Origin of the sequence: Mesorhizobium sp. M8A.F.Ca.ET.207.01.1.1, assembly GCF_004794715.1 — a bacterium.
In the GTDB taxonomy this organism is placed as follows: Bacteria; Pseudomonadota; Alphaproteobacteria; order Rhizobiales; family Rhizobiaceae; genus Mesorhizobium.
This window is the reverse complement of the sequence record NZ_SRUS01000003.1, coordinates 487,712-505,423: the sequence shown is the minus strand read 5'-3', so window position 1 is coordinate 505,423 and position 17,712 is coordinate 487,712. Positions and strand designations below refer to the sequence as shown.

Annotated in this window: 15 protein-coding genes, 1 tRNA gene and 1 pseudogene; 14 read left to right on the top strand and 3 right to left on the bottom strand. The window is 63.2% G+C overall.

Going from position 1 to position 17,712, the window contains the following annotated elements:
- The first annotated feature begins 104 nt into the window (after positions 1-104).
- The 5 genes from rpmI (at position 105) to EN850_RS11195 (ending at position 5,181) form a co-directional block, all read left to right on the top strand.
- Entirely contained in the window at positions 105-308 is a 204-nt protein-coding gene (gene rpmI, locus EN850_RS11215) for a 50S ribosomal protein L35 (RefSeq protein ID WP_006201248.1), read from the top strand.
- Positions 309-327: 19 nt separating this feature from the next.
- Positions 328-729: a 50S ribosomal protein L20 gene (gene rplT, locus EN850_RS11210; protein ID WP_006201247.1), complete on the top strand. Its 402-nt coding sequence runs from the start codon at positions 328-330 to the stop codon at positions 727-729.
- Between the two features lie 305 nt (positions 730-1,034).
- Complete coding sequence (pheS, locus tag EN850_RS11205; RefSeq protein WP_245464460.1) at positions 1,035-2,087, top strand: phenylalanine--tRNA ligase subunit alpha; 1,053 nt, start codon at positions 1,035-1,037, stop codon at positions 2,085-2,087.
- Positions 2,088-2,130: 43 nt separating this feature from the next.
- Positions 2,131-4,539: a phenylalanine--tRNA ligase subunit beta gene (pheT, locus tag EN850_RS11200; protein WP_136091245.1), complete on the top strand. Its 2,409-nt coding sequence runs from the start codon at positions 2,131-2,133 to the stop codon at positions 4,537-4,539.
- 39 nt (positions 4,540-4,578) lie between these two features.
- On the top strand, positions 4,579-5,181 hold the full coding sequence (locus tag EN850_RS11195; RefSeq protein WP_135932723.1) for a nucleotidyltransferase family protein: 603 nt from the start codon (positions 4,579-4,581) through the stop codon (positions 5,179-5,181).
- A 224-nt stretch (positions 5,182-5,405) separates the two neighbouring features.
- On the opposite strand, the gene EN850_RS11185 is transcribed toward EN850_RS11195, so the two are convergent.
- Positions 5,406-6,401 (bottom strand): aldo/keto reductase, encoded by a 996-nt coding sequence (locus tag EN850_RS11185; RefSeq protein WP_136091244.1) that lies wholly within the window; start codon positions 6,399-6,401, stop codon positions 5,406-5,408.
- Positions 6,402-6,497: 96 nt separating this feature from the next.
- Between EN850_RS11185 and EN850_RS11180 the strand changes: the two genes are divergently transcribed.
- From EN850_RS11180 to EN850_RS11140, 9 genes and pseudogenes are all read left to right on the top strand, one after another.
- The gene (locus EN850_RS11180) at positions 6,498-7,388 is read left to right on the top strand and encodes a LysR family transcriptional regulator (protein WP_136091243.1); all 891 of its coding nucleotides are present in this window, start codon (positions 6,498-6,500) and stop codon (positions 7,386-7,388) included.
- Between the two features lie 59 nt (positions 7,389-7,447).
- Entirely contained in the window at positions 7,448-8,017 is a 570-nt protein-coding gene (locus EN850_RS11175) for a cytochrome b (RefSeq protein ID WP_127278795.1), read from the top strand.
- Positions 8,018-8,086: 69 nt separating this feature from the next.
- Positions 8,087-8,662, top strand: a complete 576-nt coding sequence (locus tag EN850_RS11170; protein ID WP_127278794.1) for a YceI family protein — start codon at positions 8,087-8,089, stop codon at positions 8,660-8,662.
- A 114-nt stretch (positions 8,663-8,776) separates the two neighbouring features.
- Positions 8,777-9,763, top strand: coding sequence for a Gfo/Idh/MocA family oxidoreductase (locus tag EN850_RS11165; RefSeq protein WP_136091242.1), 987 nt, complete (start codon positions 8,777-8,779; stop codon positions 9,761-9,763).
- Between the two features lie 38 nt (positions 9,764-9,801).
- Positions 9,802-11,460, top strand: a complete 1,659-nt coding sequence (locus EN850_RS11160; RefSeq protein ID WP_135930132.1) for an FAD-binding dehydrogenase — start codon at positions 9,802-9,804, stop codon at positions 11,458-11,460.
- A gap of 221 nt (positions 11,461-11,681) precedes the next feature.
- Entirely contained in the window at positions 11,682-12,368 is a 687-nt protein-coding gene (locus EN850_RS11155) for a response regulator (RefSeq protein WP_135930269.1), read from the top strand.
- A gap of 1 nt (position 12,369) precedes the next feature.
- A pseudogene (locus tag EN850_RS11150) lies at positions 12,370-13,553 on the top strand (ATP-binding protein).
- A gap of 103 nt (positions 13,554-13,656) precedes the next feature.
- A complete protein-coding gene (locus tag EN850_RS11145) occupies positions 13,657-14,286 on the top strand; it encodes an isoprenylcysteine carboxylmethyltransferase family protein (RefSeq protein ID WP_189521927.1) in 630 nt (209 codons plus the stop codon).
- Positions 14,287-14,512: 226 nt separating this feature from the next.
- Positions 14,513-15,352, top strand: a complete 840-nt coding sequence (locus EN850_RS11140) for a DUF3313 domain-containing protein (RefSeq protein WP_136091241.1) — start codon at positions 14,513-14,515, stop codon at positions 15,350-15,352.
- Positions 15,353-15,608: 256 nt separating this feature from the next.
- On the opposite strand, the gene EN850_RS11135 is transcribed toward EN850_RS11140, so the two are convergent.
- Together EN850_RS11135 and EN850_RS11130 are read right to left on the bottom strand one after the other, a co-directional pair.
- Positions 15,609-15,685: transfer RNA gene (locus EN850_RS11135), tRNA-Arg, on the bottom strand.
- 267 nt (positions 15,686-15,952) lie between these two features.
- Positions 15,953-17,440: a HAMP domain-containing sensor histidine kinase gene (locus EN850_RS11130; RefSeq protein WP_127873310.1), complete on the bottom strand. Its 1,488-nt coding sequence runs from the start codon at positions 17,438-17,440 to the stop codon at positions 15,953-15,955.
- Positions 17,441-17,712 lie beyond the last annotated feature (272 nt).

Genomic DNA, 17,712 nt, shown 5'->3' with positions numbered 1-17,712 from the left:
CGCCCGGCAGGGCATGCCGTGGCGGTTTCATTTGCTTTTCGGGCTTTGGTCGGCCCGAAGCGAACAAGAAGCGCGATCGTGCGCCAACAATACGGAGTAGCAAAATGCCCAAGATGAAGACCAAATCGGCCGCCAAGAAGCGGTTCAAGATCACAGGTACGGGTAAAGTGCTGTCGGCTGCTGCCGGCAAGCGTCACGGCATGATCAAGCGTTCCAACAAGTTCATTCGAAATGCCCGCGGCACGATGGTTCTGGCTGAACCGGATGGCAAGAAGGTCATCAAGAATTTTCTTCCGAACGGCCTTTAAGTTTTAAGGAGATCATGACATGGCACGCGTAAAAAGAGGCGTCACCTCGCACGCCAAGCACAAGAAGGTCCTGAAAGCCGCGAAAGGCTTCTACGGACGTCGCAAGAACACCATCCGCATCGCCAAGCAGGCGGTGGAAAAGTCGCTGCAGTACGCTTATCGCGACCGCAAGAACCGCAAGCGCTCGTTCCGCGCGCTGTGGATCCAGCGCATCAACGCCGCGACCCACGAGCACGGCCTGACCTATGGCCGTTTCATCGACGGTTTGAACAAGGCCGGCATCGAGATCGATCGCAAGATCCTGTCCGACATGGCCATCCACGAGCCGCAGGCTTTCGCCGCCCTGGTCGCCAAGGCCAAGGTCGCGCTCGAATACCTGAAGAACACCACGCCGAACGCTTTTGAAAGCGCTGTCGCCTAGAGCATGATGCCAAAAAGTTTCTGACTTTTTGGACAACATCATGCTCCAGGGAAATTAGCGAGGAGCGCGATCTTTTCCGAAAAGTCTGCAACTTTTCGGGATCGGGCTCCGAGCCCAGCGCTTCCCAAGCATTCGCAATTCTGATTTGGGGAACCCGCGCTGGCACGGCTGGCGCGGGTTCTTTTGTCTCTGATGCCTGAACTTTCAACTTAGAAGTGACTTTCACTTTAAAGCTGACTTCCAACGTAGCGAGTTTGACCGTGAACGACGCAACTACCGGCTTGGATACGCTCGAAAATTCCCTGATGGCTGAGATCGCGTCGGCCGCCGATGAGCCGGCCATCGAGGCCGTGCGCATCGCTGCCTTCGGCAAGAAGGGCACCGTGTCCGAGATGCTGAAAACCCTTGGCGCCATGACCGCCGAGGAGCGCCAAGTCAAGGGCCCCGCCATCAACGGCCTCAAGAACCGCGTCACCGAGGCGCTGACGGCCCGCAAGGCTGATCTGAAGGATGTGGCGATCGCCGCCCGGCTGGCCGCCGAAAAGGTCGACGTGACGCTGCCGGTGCGGCAGTCGCCGGCCGAGCGCGGCCGCATCCATCCGATCAGCCAGGTCATCGACGAGATCGCGGCGATCTTCGGCGATCTCGGCTTCGCCATCGCCGAAGGTCCCGATATCGAGACCGACTACTATAATTTCACCGCGCTGAATTTCCCGGAAGGCCATCCGGCGCGCGAGATGCATGACACCTTCTTCTTCCAGCCGGACGAGAACGGCGAACGCAAGCTGTTGCGCACCCACACCTCGCCGGTGCAGATCCGCACCATGGAGAAGCAGAAGCCGCCGATCCGCATCGTCATTCCCGGCAAGACCTACCGCCAGGATTCCGACGCCACCCATTCGCCGATGTTCCATCAGGTCGAGGGGCTGGTGATCGACAAGTCGGCCAACGTCGCCAACATGAAGTGGGTGCTGGAAGAATTCTGCAAGGCCTTCTTCGAAGTGCCGCAGGTCAAGATGCGCTTCCGGCCGTCCTTCTTCCCGTTCACCGAGCCGAGCCTCGAGGTCGACATCCAGTGCGACCGCTCGCGGCCGGGCGAAGTGCGCTTCGGTGAAGGCACCGACTGGATGGAGATTCTCGGCTGCGGCATGGTGCATCCCAATGTGCTCAGGGCCGGCGGGCTCGACCCCGACGAATACCAGGGCTTTGCCTGGGGCATGGGCATCGACCGCATCGCCATGCTGAAATACGGCATGCCGGACCTGCGCGCCTTCTTCGACGCGGATGTGCGCTGGCTGTCGCATTACGGCTTCCGGCCGCTGGACATGCCGACGCTGTTCGGAGGCTTGAGCGCGTGACACCCCTGAAGACTCCTGCCGCCAGCCATTACGGAACAGCCCAATGAAATTCACCCTCTCCTGGCTCAAGGATCATCTTGAGACCGACGCCACGCTGGCCGAGATCGTCGAGCGGCTGACCTCGATCGGCCTCGAGGTTGAGCATGTCGACGACAAGGCAGGCCTGAAACCCTTCGTCATTGCCAAGGTGTTGACGGCAGTGCAGCATCCCGACGCCGACCGGCTGCGGGTGCTGACCGTCGATACTGGTGACGGCAAGCCGCCGGTGCAGGTCGTCTGTGGCGCGCCCAACGCTCGCGCCGGCCTGATCGGCGCCTTCGCCGCGCCCGGCACCTATGTGCCCGGCATCGACGTCACTTTGGCGGTCGGCAAGATCAGGGGCGTCGAAAGCCACGGCATGATGTGTTCCGAGCGCGAGCTGGAACTGTCCGACGAACATAATGGCATTATCGACCTCCCCGCGGATGCGCCGGTCGGTACCAGCTTTGCGTCCTATGCCCATCTCGACGATCCGGTCATCGAGATCAATCTGACGCCGAACCGGCCCGATGCCACCAGCGTCTTTGGCATCGCCCGGGATTTGGCGGCGAGCGGCCTCGGCCGCCTCGTCGGCGGCGCGATCATGCCGCATGTCGGCAGCGGCATGTGCCCGGTGAAGGTGACGATCGAGGCGCCGGAGCTTTGCCCGGGCTTCGCGCTCAGGCTGGTCAGGGGCGTCAAGAACGGGCCGTCGCCGAAATGGCTGCAGCAGCGGCTGATCGCCATCGGGCTGAGGCCGATCAGCGCGCTGGTCGACATCACCAATTACGTCACCTTCGACCGCGGCCGGCCGCTGCACGTCTTCGACGCCGCCAAGGTCGCCGGCAATCTGGTCGTGCGCCGCGCCAGGGATGGCGAAAAGGTCCAGGCGCTCGATGGGCGCGAGTACACGCTGACGCCGGAAATGTGCGTGATCGCCGACGATAATGGCGTCGAATCCATTGCCGGCATCATGGGCGGCGAGCATTCCGGCTGCGACGAGAACACGACGGACGTGCTGATCGAATCCGCTCTCTGGGACCCGATCACCACGGCCCGCACCGGCCGGACGCTCGGCATCATCACCGATGCACGCTATCGCTTCGAGCGCGGCGTCGACCCTGAATTCATGGTGCCGGGCGTCGAACTGGCGACCAAGCTGGTGATCGACTTCTGCGGCGGCACGCCCACGGAGACGGAGGTGGCCGGCTATGCCGGGCATCAGCCGAAGATCGTTTCCCTTCCGCTGTCGGAAGTGAAGCGGCTGACCGGCATCGAAGTGCCAAAGGCGGAGAGCCTCGACATCCTGTCGCGTCTCGGCTTCCACGCGCAGGGATCGGGCGACGTCGTCGACGTGACCGTGCCTTCCTGGCGCCCCGATGTCGACGGCAAGGCCGACCTGGTCGAGGAGGTGATGCGCATCCATGGCGTCGACAACATCGCGCCGCAGCCGCTCGGCGCGCATGACATGGTCAACGGCAAGATCCTGACGACGCTGCAGATCCGCACCCGTGCCGCCAAGCGTTCGCTTGCCGTGCGCGGCATGATGGAGGCCGTTACCTGGTCGTTCATTCCGGCCAGGCACGCCGAACTGTTCGGCGGCGGCCAGACGGCGCTGAAACTCGCCAACCCGATCGCCGCCGACATGTCCGACATGCGGCCCTCGCTGCTGCCGGGGCTGATTTCGGCTGCGCAGCGCAATGCCGACAAGGGCATCGGCGACGTGGCGCTGTTCGAGGTCTCGGGCACCTATGAGGGCGATGGCGCCGACCAGCAGCGGCGCGTCGCCGCCGGCGTGCGCCGCGGCACGGCCAAGCTCGACGGCTCAGGCCGCAACTGGGCCGGCAATTCCGGTCCGGTCGGGGTGTTCGACGCCAAGGCCGACGCGGTCGCCGCACTCGAAGCCTGCGGCGCGCCGGTCGAACGGCTGCAGATCGAGGCCGGCGGACCGGCCTGGTATCATCCCGGCCGTTCCGGCACCATCAAGCTCGGTCCGAAGACCGTGCTCGGCACGTTCGGTGAGTTCCATCCGAAGACGCTGGAAGGGCTCGATGTCTCCGGGCCGCTATGCGGCTTCGAAGTGTTCGTCGACGCCGTGCCCGAGCCGAAGGCAAAGCCGACCAAGACCAAGCCGAAGCTGGAACTCTCCGCCTTCCAGGGGGTGAAGCGCGATTTTGCTTTCGTCGTCGACAAGGTGGTCGAGGCGGGCACGCTTGTTCGTGCCGCACTGGCCGCCGACAAGAAGCTGATCACTGGCGTCTCGGTCTTCGATATCTTCGAGGGTGCGTCGCTCGGAGCCGACAAAAAATCGATTGCCGTCGAAGTGTCTATCCAGCCGGTCGAGAAGACACTGACCGACGAGGATTTCGAGGCGCTGGCCAAGCGCATCGTCGAGAATGTCGGCAAGCAAACGGGTGGCGTGCTGCGGGGATAAAGGATTGCGGGTAGATGGCGAATCGCCCTCCAAAGGGCGATGGACCATTTGCGTTATTCCGGGCTCCCGTTTGAGAAACAACGAAGTGCGTTTCTCGGCATCGTCGAGGCTGATCCGCTGCTTGTCGAAACGCTGGCACGAGTGCGCGCGTTTGCCTTGCCGGATTGGCTGGTGGTTTCCGGCGCGCTCTACAACAGCGTCTGGAACCATCTGACCGGCAAGTCGTCGGGCTACGGCATCAGGGATGTCGACCTCTTCTATTTCGACGACTCCGACCTGTCCTATGAGGCAGAGGACGCGGTGATCCGCCGGGCGGCTCGGTATTTCGAGGGACTGTCGCTACCGGTCGAAGTGCGCAACCAGGCCCGCGTGCATCTGTGGTATCCGCAGAAGTTCGGACAGCCCTGCCCGCGTTATACGAGTTCCAGTGAGTCCGTCAGCTATTTCGCCTCAAAGACACATGCGGTCGGGGTGCGCTACGGCGCCGATGGGCAATTGGAGCTGGTGGCGCCGTTCGAGCTCGACGATCTCTTCTCGTTTCGCATCACGCCGAACCGGGTGATGGACAACCAGCGGACGCATGAAGTGAAGGGCGCGCGGGCAAAGGAGAACTGGCCGGAGATTACGGTGGTGCCTTGGTGAGCGGCAGAAATTTGGATGTCGGTGCGAGGCGCCCCCCTCTGGCCTGCCGGCTATCTCCCCCACTTGGGGGGAGATCGGCAGTTTCAGGGCTCCGCCCTTCCTTCAACGTTGGCGATTTGCGAGAGCGCCGGTGACAGCCAAGTCCCCCCTGGTGGGGGAGATGTCCGGCAGGACAGAGGGGGGCGCCTCGCGCCAATGTTTCAAAGCTAGCCTATGCTGAAGGTCTATCCATTCACCAGCGCCAGCAGCTCCTCCGTATACCGCTTGCCCATCACCTTGTCCGGCGACAGCGCGTCCCCAATCGCCGCCACTTCCGCCACACTCAGCTCAATCCCAGCCGCCGCCGTGTTCTGCTCCAGGTGCCGGATTTTCCGCGCGCCGGGGATCGGCACGATGAAATCGCCCTGGTGCAGCACCCAGGCCAGCGCCAGCTGCGCCGAGGTCACGCCCTTCTCGGCGGCCATCTTCTCCAGCGTGGCGACAACCTTGGCATTGGCGGCCATGGCATCGGCCTGGAAGCGCGGCAGGACACGGCGCCAGTCATCGTCGCTCAAGGTCTCCGGCTTGGCGATGGTGCCGGTGAGCAGGCCGCGGCCGAGCGGGCTGTAGGGCACGAAGCCGATGCCCAACTCGCGGCAGACAGCGAAGACATCGTCTTCAGGGTCGCGGCTCCACAGCGAATATTCGCTCTGCACGGCCGCGATCGGGTGTACGGCGTGTGCCCGGCGGATGGTGGCGGCGCTCGCCTCCGACAGGCCCAGCGCCCGCACCTTGCCCTCACGCACCAGCTCTGCCATGGCGCCGACCGTATCCTCGATCGGCACGTTCGGATCCACACGGTGCTGGTAGTAGAGGTCGATGACATCGGTGCCAAGCCGCTTCAGCGACGCCTCGGCAACAGCCTTGACGTGCTCGGGACGGCTGTCGACACCGGCCATGCGATCCATGCCGGTGCCTTCCTCCAGGATCTTGAAGCCGAATTTGGTCGCGATCGTCACCTTGCCGCGAACCGATTTCAGCGCCTTGCCGAGCAGGATCTCGTTCTCGAAGGGGCCGTAGACCTCCGCCGTGTCGAAGAAGGTGACACCGATCTCGACGGCGCGGTGCAGAGTGGCGATCGCCTCGGCTTCCGGCTGGCCGCCATAGGCAAAGCTCATGCCCATGCAACCAAGGCCGACCGGGAAGACTTCGAGTTCAGTACCGAGTTTGCGGGTTTTCATCACGCGTCTCCTTGTTGTGATGCGGCAGAAATAATGCCTTGCGGTCCGTTCGATAATCGGCTCTTCTTAGTACGGGTCGTTCCAAGAAATAGATCAATGAACCGAGCGCATCTCTCACAGCTTGCGGTGCTGGCAACCGTTGCCCAATGCGGCAGTTTTCGCGGCGCGGCCAGGGAACTGGCGATCGCGCCTTCGGCGGTCAGCCACGCAGTCTCCAGCCTGGAAGCACGGCTTGGCGTGCGCCTTTTGGCGCGCAGCACGCGCAGCGTCGCTCCGACCGAGGAAGGCGCACGGCTGCTTGAACGTTTGCGGCCGGCGCTGTCCGAGATCGACCTGGCGCTGGAAACGGCCGTCGAGGCGCGCGACCGGCCTGCCGGCAATCTGAGGCTGACCGTCCCGCGCACGGCTGCGCATCTGACGCTGACGCCGCGGCTCGGCGCCTTTGCCGCCGCCTATCCCGAGATCGTGCTGGAGATCGTCATCGAGGACCGCTTCACCGACGTGGTCGAAGGCGGTTTCGACGCCGGCGTGCGGCTCGGCGAAAGCCTGCAGCGCGACATGATCGCGGTGCGCATCGGCCCCGATCTTCGCGGCGCCGTCGTCGGCGCGCCGTCCTATTTCGCGACGATGCCGAAACCTCGCCATCCGCGCGAGCTGGCGGACCATCGTTGCATCCGCTTCCGTTTCTCCAGCGGCGTCCTCTACCGCTGGGAATTCGAGAAGGACGCCGAGGAGATCGAAATTGCCGCGCAAGGACCGCTGATCCTCGACGAGGACCATCTGATCGCCCAGGCGGCGGTCGACGGCGCCGGGCTCGCCTTCGTCTTCGAGGACTATGTCCGCGCGCCGCTCGCCGACGGCCGGCTGATCCGCGTGCTGGAGGACTGGTGCCCGCCCTTTGAGGGATTCTTCGTCTATTACCCCAGCCGCCGTCAGATGCGGCCGGCGCTGAGGGCTTTCGTCGATTTCTTCAGGGTGAGCGGGTAGGCAACTCTGCCCCTTGGCGGCAAGGGGAAGAAAGCTGACCGCGCCAACGTTCGCCTCCCATGCAGACCATCACCAACACCACGACCCGCTATGGCTGGGCAACCATCGTCCTCCACTGGCTGATCGGGATCATCTTCATCGGCCAGTTCACACTCGGCTTCGTCATGGTCAGGACCCAGAGCCAGCGTACCGCCTTCGAGCTGATCCAGCTGCACAAATCACTGGGCTTTCTGCTGCTTGGGCTCATCATCCTGCGTATCGCCTGGCGGCTCGGCAACGCCGCACCGCCCTTGCCGCCTTCTGTCGGCGCCCTGGAGCGCCGCTCGGCGCCGTTGGCGCATCTGGCGCTCTATGTCTTCCAGCTGGCCCTGCCTCTGTCCGGCTGGGCGCTGGTTTCGGTCTCGACGCTGGAAATCCCCAGCATGCCGTTCAACCTGTTCGTCATGCCCAACCTGCCGCTGCCCGAATCCGACGCCGCCGAAAGTTTTTGGGCGTCGGCGCACTGGTATCTCGCCTATGCCGGCATCGCGCTGGTTGCGCTGCATGTCTGCGCGGCCCTGCGCCACCATTTCCTGCTGCGCGACAGCGTGCTGACACGCATGATCACGCCTTCGTCAACCGGGGAATAGAACGGGCCTTGATCTCGTTGGTGCGGTGAGGACGCGAGAGAGCGTTGCCTCCGAACAAGGAACAATCCAATGCGTGCGCGAATCCTCGGATTGGCGGCTGCCGCCGCCTGTCTTGCCATGCCCGTCAATGCGGCAGTCGTACTCGGCGATGCCACCGGCAGCTATACGATCAGCCAGGCTGGTTCCGCGATCCGCTTCACCATCGGCAAGGCCGGCGGCGGCGGCTTCGATGGCGCCTTTGCCCGTTTCAAGGGCACGATCCGCATCGACAACAATGATGTCGGGCGCTCGAAAGTCGACCTCACCATCTATCCCGAAAGTGTCGGCACCGGCCAGGGCCGCATCGATGCCTTCCTGCGCTCCGATGCGGTGTTCGATGCGACCAACAGTCCCGAAATCCAGTTCCGCTCGACAAGCGTGAGCCGGACCGGTGACACGACGGCGCTCGTCACCGGCCGGCTGACGGCGCGCGGCAAGACGTTTCCGGAAAAATTCACCGCCGAACTCGACGGGTTGAAGGGTGGCACGATCAAATTCCATGTCACCGGCAAGGTGCTGCGCTCGCGCTACGGCATGGATGTCGGCACGCCGCTCTATTCCAACGTCGTCGATTTCGACATGACGCTGACTGGGAGAAGGGGCTAGGCGCGACCTGGTTCCTCGCCACAGCTTCGTGGGGCGGGGAACAGAGCACCCGCATTGGCTTTTCCGGCGATTTCGGGCAAACCTCCTTGCCTGTAACCGACAAGGAGAAGCGCGATGTTCCGATGGGGTGTGTTGTCGACGGCAAAGATCGGCCGCGAGCAGTTGTTGCCAGCAATCGTCGAGGCGGAGAACGGCGTGCTGTCGGCGATCGCCAGCCGCGACCTGTCGAAGGCCAAGGCATTGGGCGACCGCTTCGGCGCGCGCCATGCCTTCGGCTCCTATGAGGAGCTGCTCGCTTCCGACCAAGTCGACGGCGTCTATATCCCCTTGCCGACGTCGCAGCATGTCGAATGGACGGCCAAGGCCATCGAGGCCGGCAAGCATGTGCTGGTCGAAAAACCGCTGGCGCTCGACGCCAAGAACATCGCGCCCCTGATCAAGCTGCGCGACCAGAAGAAGGTGCTGGTCTGCGAAGCCTTCATGGTCATCTACCATCCGCAATGGATCAAGGTGCGCGATCTCATCGCCAGCGGCGCCATCGGCCGGCTGCGCCATGTGCAGGGTGCGTTCTCCTACTACAATGTCGATCCCAACAACATGCGCAACAAGCTCGATCTCGGCGGTGGTGCACTGCCCGACATCGGCGTCTACCCGACCGTGTCGACGCGCTTTTCGACCGGCAAGGAGCCGCTGCGCGTACAGGCGACGATCGAGCGCGACAAGACATTCGGCACCGACATCTATTCCTCGATCCGTGCCGATTTCGGCGATTTCGAACTGTCCTTCTACCTGTCGACCCAGATGGCGGCACGCCAGGTGATGGTGTTCCATGGCGAGAAGGGTTTCATCGAAGTATTCTCGCCCTTCAATGCCGGGCTGTACGACCATCACCGCGTCGAACTGCACAACCAGAATCACACCGAGGCGCAGGTGTTCCGCTTTCCTGGGACGCAGCAATACAGGCTGGAGGTCGAGACCTTCGCGCGGGCGGCGCAAGGCGGCAAGGAGCGGGTTTTCACGCTGGAAGAATCCGTTCTCAACCAGAAAGTCATCGACGCCATCTTCCGCGCCGGCGACACGGGCGGCTGGGAGACCGTCTGAGACCCGCATTAAATAGCCGGCTAATCCTGGGAGGAAAAATGGCTGACGACGCGGATGTGATCATTGTCGGCGCCGGCCTTGCCGGGCTTGTTGCCGCCGCCGAGCTTGCCGAGGCCGGCAAGAAAATCATCATCGTCGACCAGGAGCCGGAGCAATCGCTGGGCGGCCAGGCGTTCTGGTCGTTCGGCGGGCTTTTCCTGGTCGATTCGCAGGAGCAGCGGCGCATGCGCATCCGCGACTCCCATGATCTGGCGCTCGAGGACTGGATGGGCACCGCCGCTTTCGACCGGCCGGAGGATTTCTGGCCGCGCAAATGGGCGGAGGCCTATGTCGGCTTTGCCGCCGGCGAGAAGCGCTCCTGGCTCCTGCAGCGCGGCCTGAAATTCTTTCCTGTCGTCGGCTGGGCCGAACGCGGCGGCGGCAATGCCATCGGCCATGGCAATTCGGTGCCGCGCTTCCACATCACCTGGGGTACCGGTCCCGGCGTGCTAGAGCCGTTCGTCCAGCGCGTGCGCGAGGCGCAAAAGCGCGGATTGATCGACTTCAGGTTCCGCCATCGGGTCAATGAGCTGACGCGGACGGGTGCGGCCGTGACCGGCGTGCGTGGCGACATCCTGCAGCCGAGCACTGTCGAGCGTGGCCACAAGAGTTCGCGCGATGTGTCAGGCGACTTCGAACTGCATGCCCAGGCGGTGATCGTCGCCTCCGGCGGCATTGGCGCCAACCATCAGCTTGTCCGCGAGAATTGGCCCAAGCGGCTGGGCACGGCACCGAAGCGCATGATCACCGGCGTGCCCGACCATGTCGATGGCCGCATGCTGGCCATATCGGAACAGGCCGGCGGCTCGATCATCAACCGCGACCGTATGTGGCACTATGTCGAGGGCATCAAGAACTGGGCGCCGATCTGGACCGATCATGCCATCCGCATCCTGCCCGGACCGTCCTCGCTGTGGCTCGATGCCCGGGGAAAACGCCTGCCGGTGCCGCTTTATCCCGGTTTCGACACGCTGGGCACGCTCAGCCACATCATGAGTACCGGCTTCGATTATTCCTGGTTCATCCTGACCAGGAAAATCATCCAGAAGGAATTCGCGCTGTCGGGCTCGGAACAGAACCCCGATCTGACGGGAAAAAGTTGGCGCCAGGTGCTCGGCCGCGCCACGTCGGGCATCCCCGGTCCCGTCAAGGCGTTCATGGAAAAGGGCGAGGATTTCATCGTCGAGGCCGATCTTTCGAAGCTGGTGGCGCGCATGAACGCGCTGGCCGGCGGCGAACCGCTGCTCGATGTAGCAGGGGTCGAGCGCGAGATCCGCGCCCGCGACATGCAGCTCGACAACCCGTTCTCCAAGGACATGCAGATCACCGCGCTGCGCGGCGCGCGCGCCTATCTTGGCGACCGGCTGATCCGCACGGCAAAGCCGCACAAGATGCTCGACCCGGCGAACGGACCGCTGATCGCGGTGCGCCTCAACATCCTGACCCGCAAGACGCTGGGCGGCCTGCAGACCGATCTCGACAGCCGCGTGCTGGGTCCCGACGGCCAGCCGGTACCGGGCCTCTATGCCGTCGGTGAAGCCGCCGGTTTCGGCGGCGGCGGCGTGCACGGCTACGCGGCGCTCGAAGGCACGTTCCTGGGTGGCTGCATCTTCTCGGGCCGCAGCGCGGGCCGGGCAGCGGCACGTTCGGTGGGGTGAGATGGCGGCGTCTTGCAGGCCTTTGGCCAGGCATGGCAAGGCCGACGACATCGGCCGTGCAACCGACGAACCGCAGCGGTGGTTGAACGCGACCCGTGTCGCCGCTCCATGCTTGGCCGGGTGAACGTTAAACGCAGTCAAGTTGTGTTAAGTTGGGTAAAATCCCGCCGCCCGCCCGCATTTGTGCCTTAGGGGCCGGCATGAATGACGGACGGAATGGAATGAACAAGGTCCTCCTCATCGACGACGATGTCGAGTTGACGACGCTGCTGCAGGAATACCTGGTCGAAGAAGGGTATGACGTAGCGACAGGCACGGACGGCGGCACGGCGATTGCCGCCGCCGCGCGCAACGCGGCGGACCTGATCGTGCTCGATATCATGATGCCCCGAATGAACGGGATCGAGGTCCTGCAAAGGATCAGGAAGCTGAGCCAGGTTCCGGTGCTGCTGCTCACGGCAAGAGGCGATGACATTGACCGGATATCGGGCCTTAACCTCGGTGCCGACGACTATGTGACAAAACCCTGTTCGCCGGGAGAGCTCGCGGCCCGAGTGCGCGCGATCCTTCGTCGTGCGAACCAGCCCGCGGTCGGCGCGTCCACTGACACGCTGAGAGCCGGACGGCTGGTGATCCATCCGGGCAACAGAACCGCCGAATGGGACGGGCAGCTGCTAGAGCTTACCGGTACGGAGTTCAGCCTGCTCGAAGTTCTCGCTCGCCATGCCGGTCAGTTGGTGCCGAAGCAAGACATCTCGAAACGGGCTTTTGGAAAGCCGCTAGCCCCGTTCGATCGCCGCATCGACGTCCATATCAGCAGCGTGCGTCAGAAGCTCGGCCTCAGGGACGATGGACAGTCATGGATAAGGTCTGTTCGCGGCCAAGGCTATCAACTTCTTTTGGACTGACATGCCCCGGCTGTTCAAGAAGTTCTTCGCGATAACCTGGCTGACGCTTGCCGCGTCCGTCGCGATCATAGTCCTAACGCTCGACTTCTTTCAGACGCTTCCTTCCGCTTCGAAACTGGAACGCCAGAAGCAGGAAGTCGTCCTCGACCTGACTGAAAACCTCCTTGTCAAGGACGGTGAAGATGCCGCTCGGCGCTTTGCCCGTGCAAGCGAGGACACGGTGCCGGTCGGCCTCACGATCTCCGAGATCGCGGGATCCGGCGCATGCACAGATAGGAGCACGGCGGAGACAAGAACCGTCCTGAAGGACGGGAGTTGCTACCGGATCTCCGTGCCTCGGCAATACAGCGTCATTCTCGACAAGCTTGGTCCGTTCGTACCAGGGCTCGGTATTCTGATTTCGAGCGCGTCCGCATCGGACACAAGATGGCAGGCCGGAAGGACGAGGTCTCCGCGCTCGCGCATGATTTCGATTCTAGCGCCGCGCGGTTGCAGGAGCTGCAGGAGGCACAGCAGAGACTTTTCCACGACGTGTCCCATGAGCTGCGCTCCCCGCTGTCACGTCTGCAAGCCGTTGGGGGTGTCCTTCGGCAGAGTCCGGGCAAACTCGATGCCATGCTGGATCGCATGGACCGGGAGATCGAACGGCTCGATGCGCTGGTCGGCGAAGTGCTGACGCTCGCCAGGCTGACGGCCGGTTCCCGCCTCCCTCTGTCGACACAGAGGCTGGACGTCATCGATCTCCTGAACGAAATCCTGAGCGACGCGGCGTTCGAAGCCCAGGCACGCCAGGTTTCGATCACCACCAATGTCGACGACAGCTTTCTTGCCGAGGTCGAAGGCGAGCTGATCTGCCGGGCGCTGGAAAACGTCATTCGCAACGCTGTCAAATACACCGCCGAACATTCGCAAATCATCGTGCAATGCGAGACCACGGAACACCTCCTCAAGGTGTGCGTCGTGGATCAGGGGCCGGGCGTCAGGCGAGACGAACTCGAACGAATCTTCCAGCCATTCTCCCGCGGCAACGACGCGGCACCCAGAGGCGGGTACGGTCTTGGCCTTGCGATCGCGAGACAGGCAATCGAGCGCCATGGCGGGCGCGTATACGCGTCGCTGCCGGACGTCGGCGGCTTGGCCATCATGCTGGAGATTCCTCGGCAGCCGGCCAACGATCGAGGTTGATGGCAAGGTTTACCCAACTTTACACTGCCTTTACCGCCATTAACGCTGGCATCGCTAAAGCTGGACCGTGACCCCGGTTCTTCAAATGCGAGAGAGTGGACTGATGTCGGTGACCACGACGGTGTTTCAGCAGGGCAAGAGGATGCGGTTCCTCTGGCTGGCCGTGCCATTACTTTTGACGCCGGTCCTATTGTCGCAGAGCGCCTGGCCGCCGGAGACTCTTCCTCGCCAAGGCATGGAGCTTATTGGCTCCGCATTTATCATAATATGTGTCGCCGGTCGGTGCTGGGCATCGCTGTATATAGGCGGACGCAAGAACCGGGAACTCATAACGAACGGCCCTTATAACCACACCCGCAATCCGCTGTACTTCTTTTCTTCCCTGGGGCTTGCCGGCATCGGCCTGATTTTCGGGTCAGTGGCGATTGCGGCCTTCTACTTCCTGTTTGGGTATCTGGTATTCGCTTATGTCTCAGGCCGCGAATCGATTGCTCTTGACGGGCTTTTTGGCGATGCCTACCGGGAATATTGCCATGAGGTGCCCGCCTTCCTCCCTCGCTTCGGACGAAGCGTTGGCGACGTCGCGCATCAATTGCCCAGGACGTTCAACCCGGTTGCGCTGAAGCGTACCGCTATCGACAGTTCCTGCTTTCTCCTTGCAATCCCCGGGTCCGAACTCATCGAGTCGTTGCAATCCGCAAAGCTCCTCAAACCAATACTGCACCTCTTTTGATGGCTGGGCTGCCGGCCCGATGAAACAAGTTTCCTCCGGCCCGCGTACGGTTCTGAGGCGAAACGCCCCGCTGGCCGCACCATCACGCTGGCGCTTCCGGCGACGTATGCGCCGGCTGAAGATCCGTGCCGATCGTGGGTTTTACCCAACTTTACACTGCCTTTACCGCGATTAACGCTGGGGCCGCTAGAGCTGAACCCATGATGCCGGTTCAGACGATTTGACAATGATCCTGAAGCTTCGACGACTTGAAATGCGGCCGCGAGCAGCGCTCTGCGCGGCCCTGTGGTTGTCCGCGTGCACGAGTGTGCCCTTGCCCCAGGGCACGTCCCTCAGTTCCTACGCCGGAATGAGCCCATCCACGGGCATCCTCGCAAAAGCGAGATTGCGTGTGGATCCGGCGCCGTTGCTCGCCGCACAGACCGTGCGCATTGTACCGACCGCGACGCAGATCGGCAGCAGTGGCTTCGATCCCAAAGACCTGGCGCTCGTCGCCAACGCGGTCGACCGGGCGCTCTGCACCGACCTTAGCGACCGCTTCCAGGTCGTGGCCCCGAGCCTGCCAGCGGACCTCATCGTCCACGCTACCGTCACCGACATCGTTGCGACCAATCGTACGGCGGCGGCGGGTTCCGTCGTTGCGTCGCTCGGCGCCTCGGTGGCGGGGCTCGGCGTTCCAGTCCCCCGGCTTCCGATCGGCCTCGGCGGCCTGGCCATCGAGGCCGAGGCCGTCGACAAGGACAGTTCCCAGAAGGCAGCCATGCTCTGGTCGCGCGGTGCAAACATAATCACGACCAAGGCTCGGGTGTCCACGGTGGGGGATGCGTATTCCCTCTCTTCGGCCTTCGCCGCTGACTTCAGCCGCATGCTGCTCAAGGGCAAGGACCCGTTCAAGGGAATGCCGGCGATACCATCGATGCAAAGACTCCGGGCCTCGCTCGGCGGTCATCCGAAATACGATGCCTGCAAGGCGTTCGGAACGGCTCCCGGCATTCCGGGAATGGTCGCCGCCCGCTTCGGCCTGCCGCCCACCTGGACCGACAAGGGCGCCGCGGTCTCCCGCTAGCGATAGCGGATATTTGTCGCGAGAAGCGGCGCTCTGCCGCACTTCGAGCAATCTAGAGCCGTTCCAGGAAAAGCGTGTAACGGCTTTCCGTCCGGAATTGCGTAAAAACAAAGAGTTAGAAGAAGCACGTCCAAGATTGACAGCGGTGGCGGTCGCAATCATGGATCATGGGATCGAGATCGGAACTGCTGCGAACCCTCGTTTCCGCTTCCAGCGAAGAATCGGCCGCGTCGGCGTTCATAGTTCTGTACCGAAATGGCGCGCCCGAAGAGATTCGAACTCCTGACCCCCAGATTCGTAGTCTGGTGCTCTATCCAGCTGAGCTACGGGCGCGCATCAGGCCATGTTTTCGACGGCCCCGCGATCCGATCCGAAAGACCGGCCGCGAATGTGTGCAGTTCCCTAACGACTGAATTTGCGAAAAGCAAGCCGATCCGGCAAAAGTTTTGTCGCAAGCCTGTCATCCAGCGATGCCGGCGCCGATCCCGGCACTTCGAGCCGTGGGATCAGCCTGAATCCAGACGGCGGACAATCGGGCAAGGTCAGGGAAGAGCGGCGGGTCCGGAAGGCGAGTAATCCTCAGCAAACGGCCGGACGCCGTCAGGCCGGGCGGCGCAGGCTGCCACGGGCCTGGTCGAGGCGCACCGGCTGGTCGGGGATGGTGACGGCGAATGTCGTGCGCCCGCCAATCGACTCGACCAATTCCACAGTGCCGCCATGCGCGCGGATCAGTTCATGCGCGATGGCCAGGCCAAGACCGGTGCCGCCGCTGCGCGCGGAGCCGCGGAAGGCCGCGAACAGGTTTTCGCGCGCCTTCGGCGGCAGGCCGGGGCCGGTGTCGGTGACGGCGATGCGGCTGACACTGCCCATGCGCTCGGCCGAGACCGCCAGCCGGCGCACCACGGCGCTTTCGGTATCGGCCGCCATCGCCTGCACCGCGTTACGGCAAAGGTTGGTGAGCACCCGGAACAACTGGTCGGAATCGGCGTCCACCTCGAACGCCGTCTCGACGGCGTTGATGAACTCGATGCCCTCCTCGATCGCCAGCAGGCCGTGCACGTCCTCGACAAGCTGGCGCAGCCGCACCCTGCGGCGCGAGGGCGGCGGCTCCTGCGTGCGGCCGTAATGAAGCACGCCCTCCGAATAGGCGACGGCGCGGTCGAGCGCGCGCACCAGTTTCGGCGCGAAGGCCTGCACGGTCGGATCCTTGACCTGGCGCAGGCGGTCCGACAGCAGCTGGGCCGAGGCCAGAATATTGCGCATATCGTGATTGATCTTCGATACGGCGAGGCCGAGGTCGGCCAGATGCTTCTGCTCGGCCAGCATCTTTTGCAGCCGCTCCTGCATCTGCGACAGTTCGCGTTCGGCCACGCCGATCTCGTCGGCGCGATCGGCGGGGTGAATGATCCGCCCAGGATCGTCGGGGGCCTGGGAAAAGGACAGCATCGAACGCGTCATGGTGCGGATCGGGCCGATCATGATCAGGTCGATCGCGGCATAAACCAGCATGGCCGTGAACAGCGAGATCAGGAGCGAGACGAAGGCGACGTTGCGCGAATAGATGAGCATGGCCTTGCGCAGGGAGTAGTCCGGCATGATCAGCTCGAACTCCTTGTCGCTGTCGCCGACCGGTCCAAAAACCCGCAGCATCCTGTCGCCGCCGAAAAACAGCGTGTCCAGCGCGCCGGTCATGCCCTTGACCATGCCGACGCTGGCGAGATCGATGTGTTCGTCGACCTGTGGCGGCATGTCGGCCACCACCAGAAGCCGCGAGACACCGCCGTCGCGCACCGCGATCGCCTTGGCGCCGATGGCCATCAGCACGTCGTTCTGGGCCGTGCGCGACAGCGAGGTCGACTCGCCCTGCACCAGCACGATCGACACGGCGGCGGCCGTGCTCAACCTCTCCTTGAGCCAGCTCAACCTATAGCTGGCGATCCAGGGCAGGAAGATCAGCACTTCGGCCAGCAGCACGAAAACGATGGTGAGCAGCAGCAGCTTCGTCGACAAACCGCGCGACAGGGGTACCGTGCGGACGGCGGCTGATGCCGTTCCGGTCCCTTCCCCTGCTTGGCTGGCTTCGCTCATGCGACTCGATCTTCACAATCACTTGATCAGCCAAGATTAGGCGATTACGGCTTTTTTGCCAATTTCTCCCTTGGTCGGAAAAATAGATGCTCCAAAAGAGGTGCGTCTTTAGCGCGCCGACGCCGGATTGACTTCCAAAACCCTTCTTTCTATAAGCCCGCTCACGCTCGGGCCATTCGTCCCGGCGCGGTTTCGATCGCGCCAAAACCGGCCCGGCAAAGCTCCTGTTACAAAGTGACAGAATCAAGAAGGGCCGCACCCCGCGGTATTAA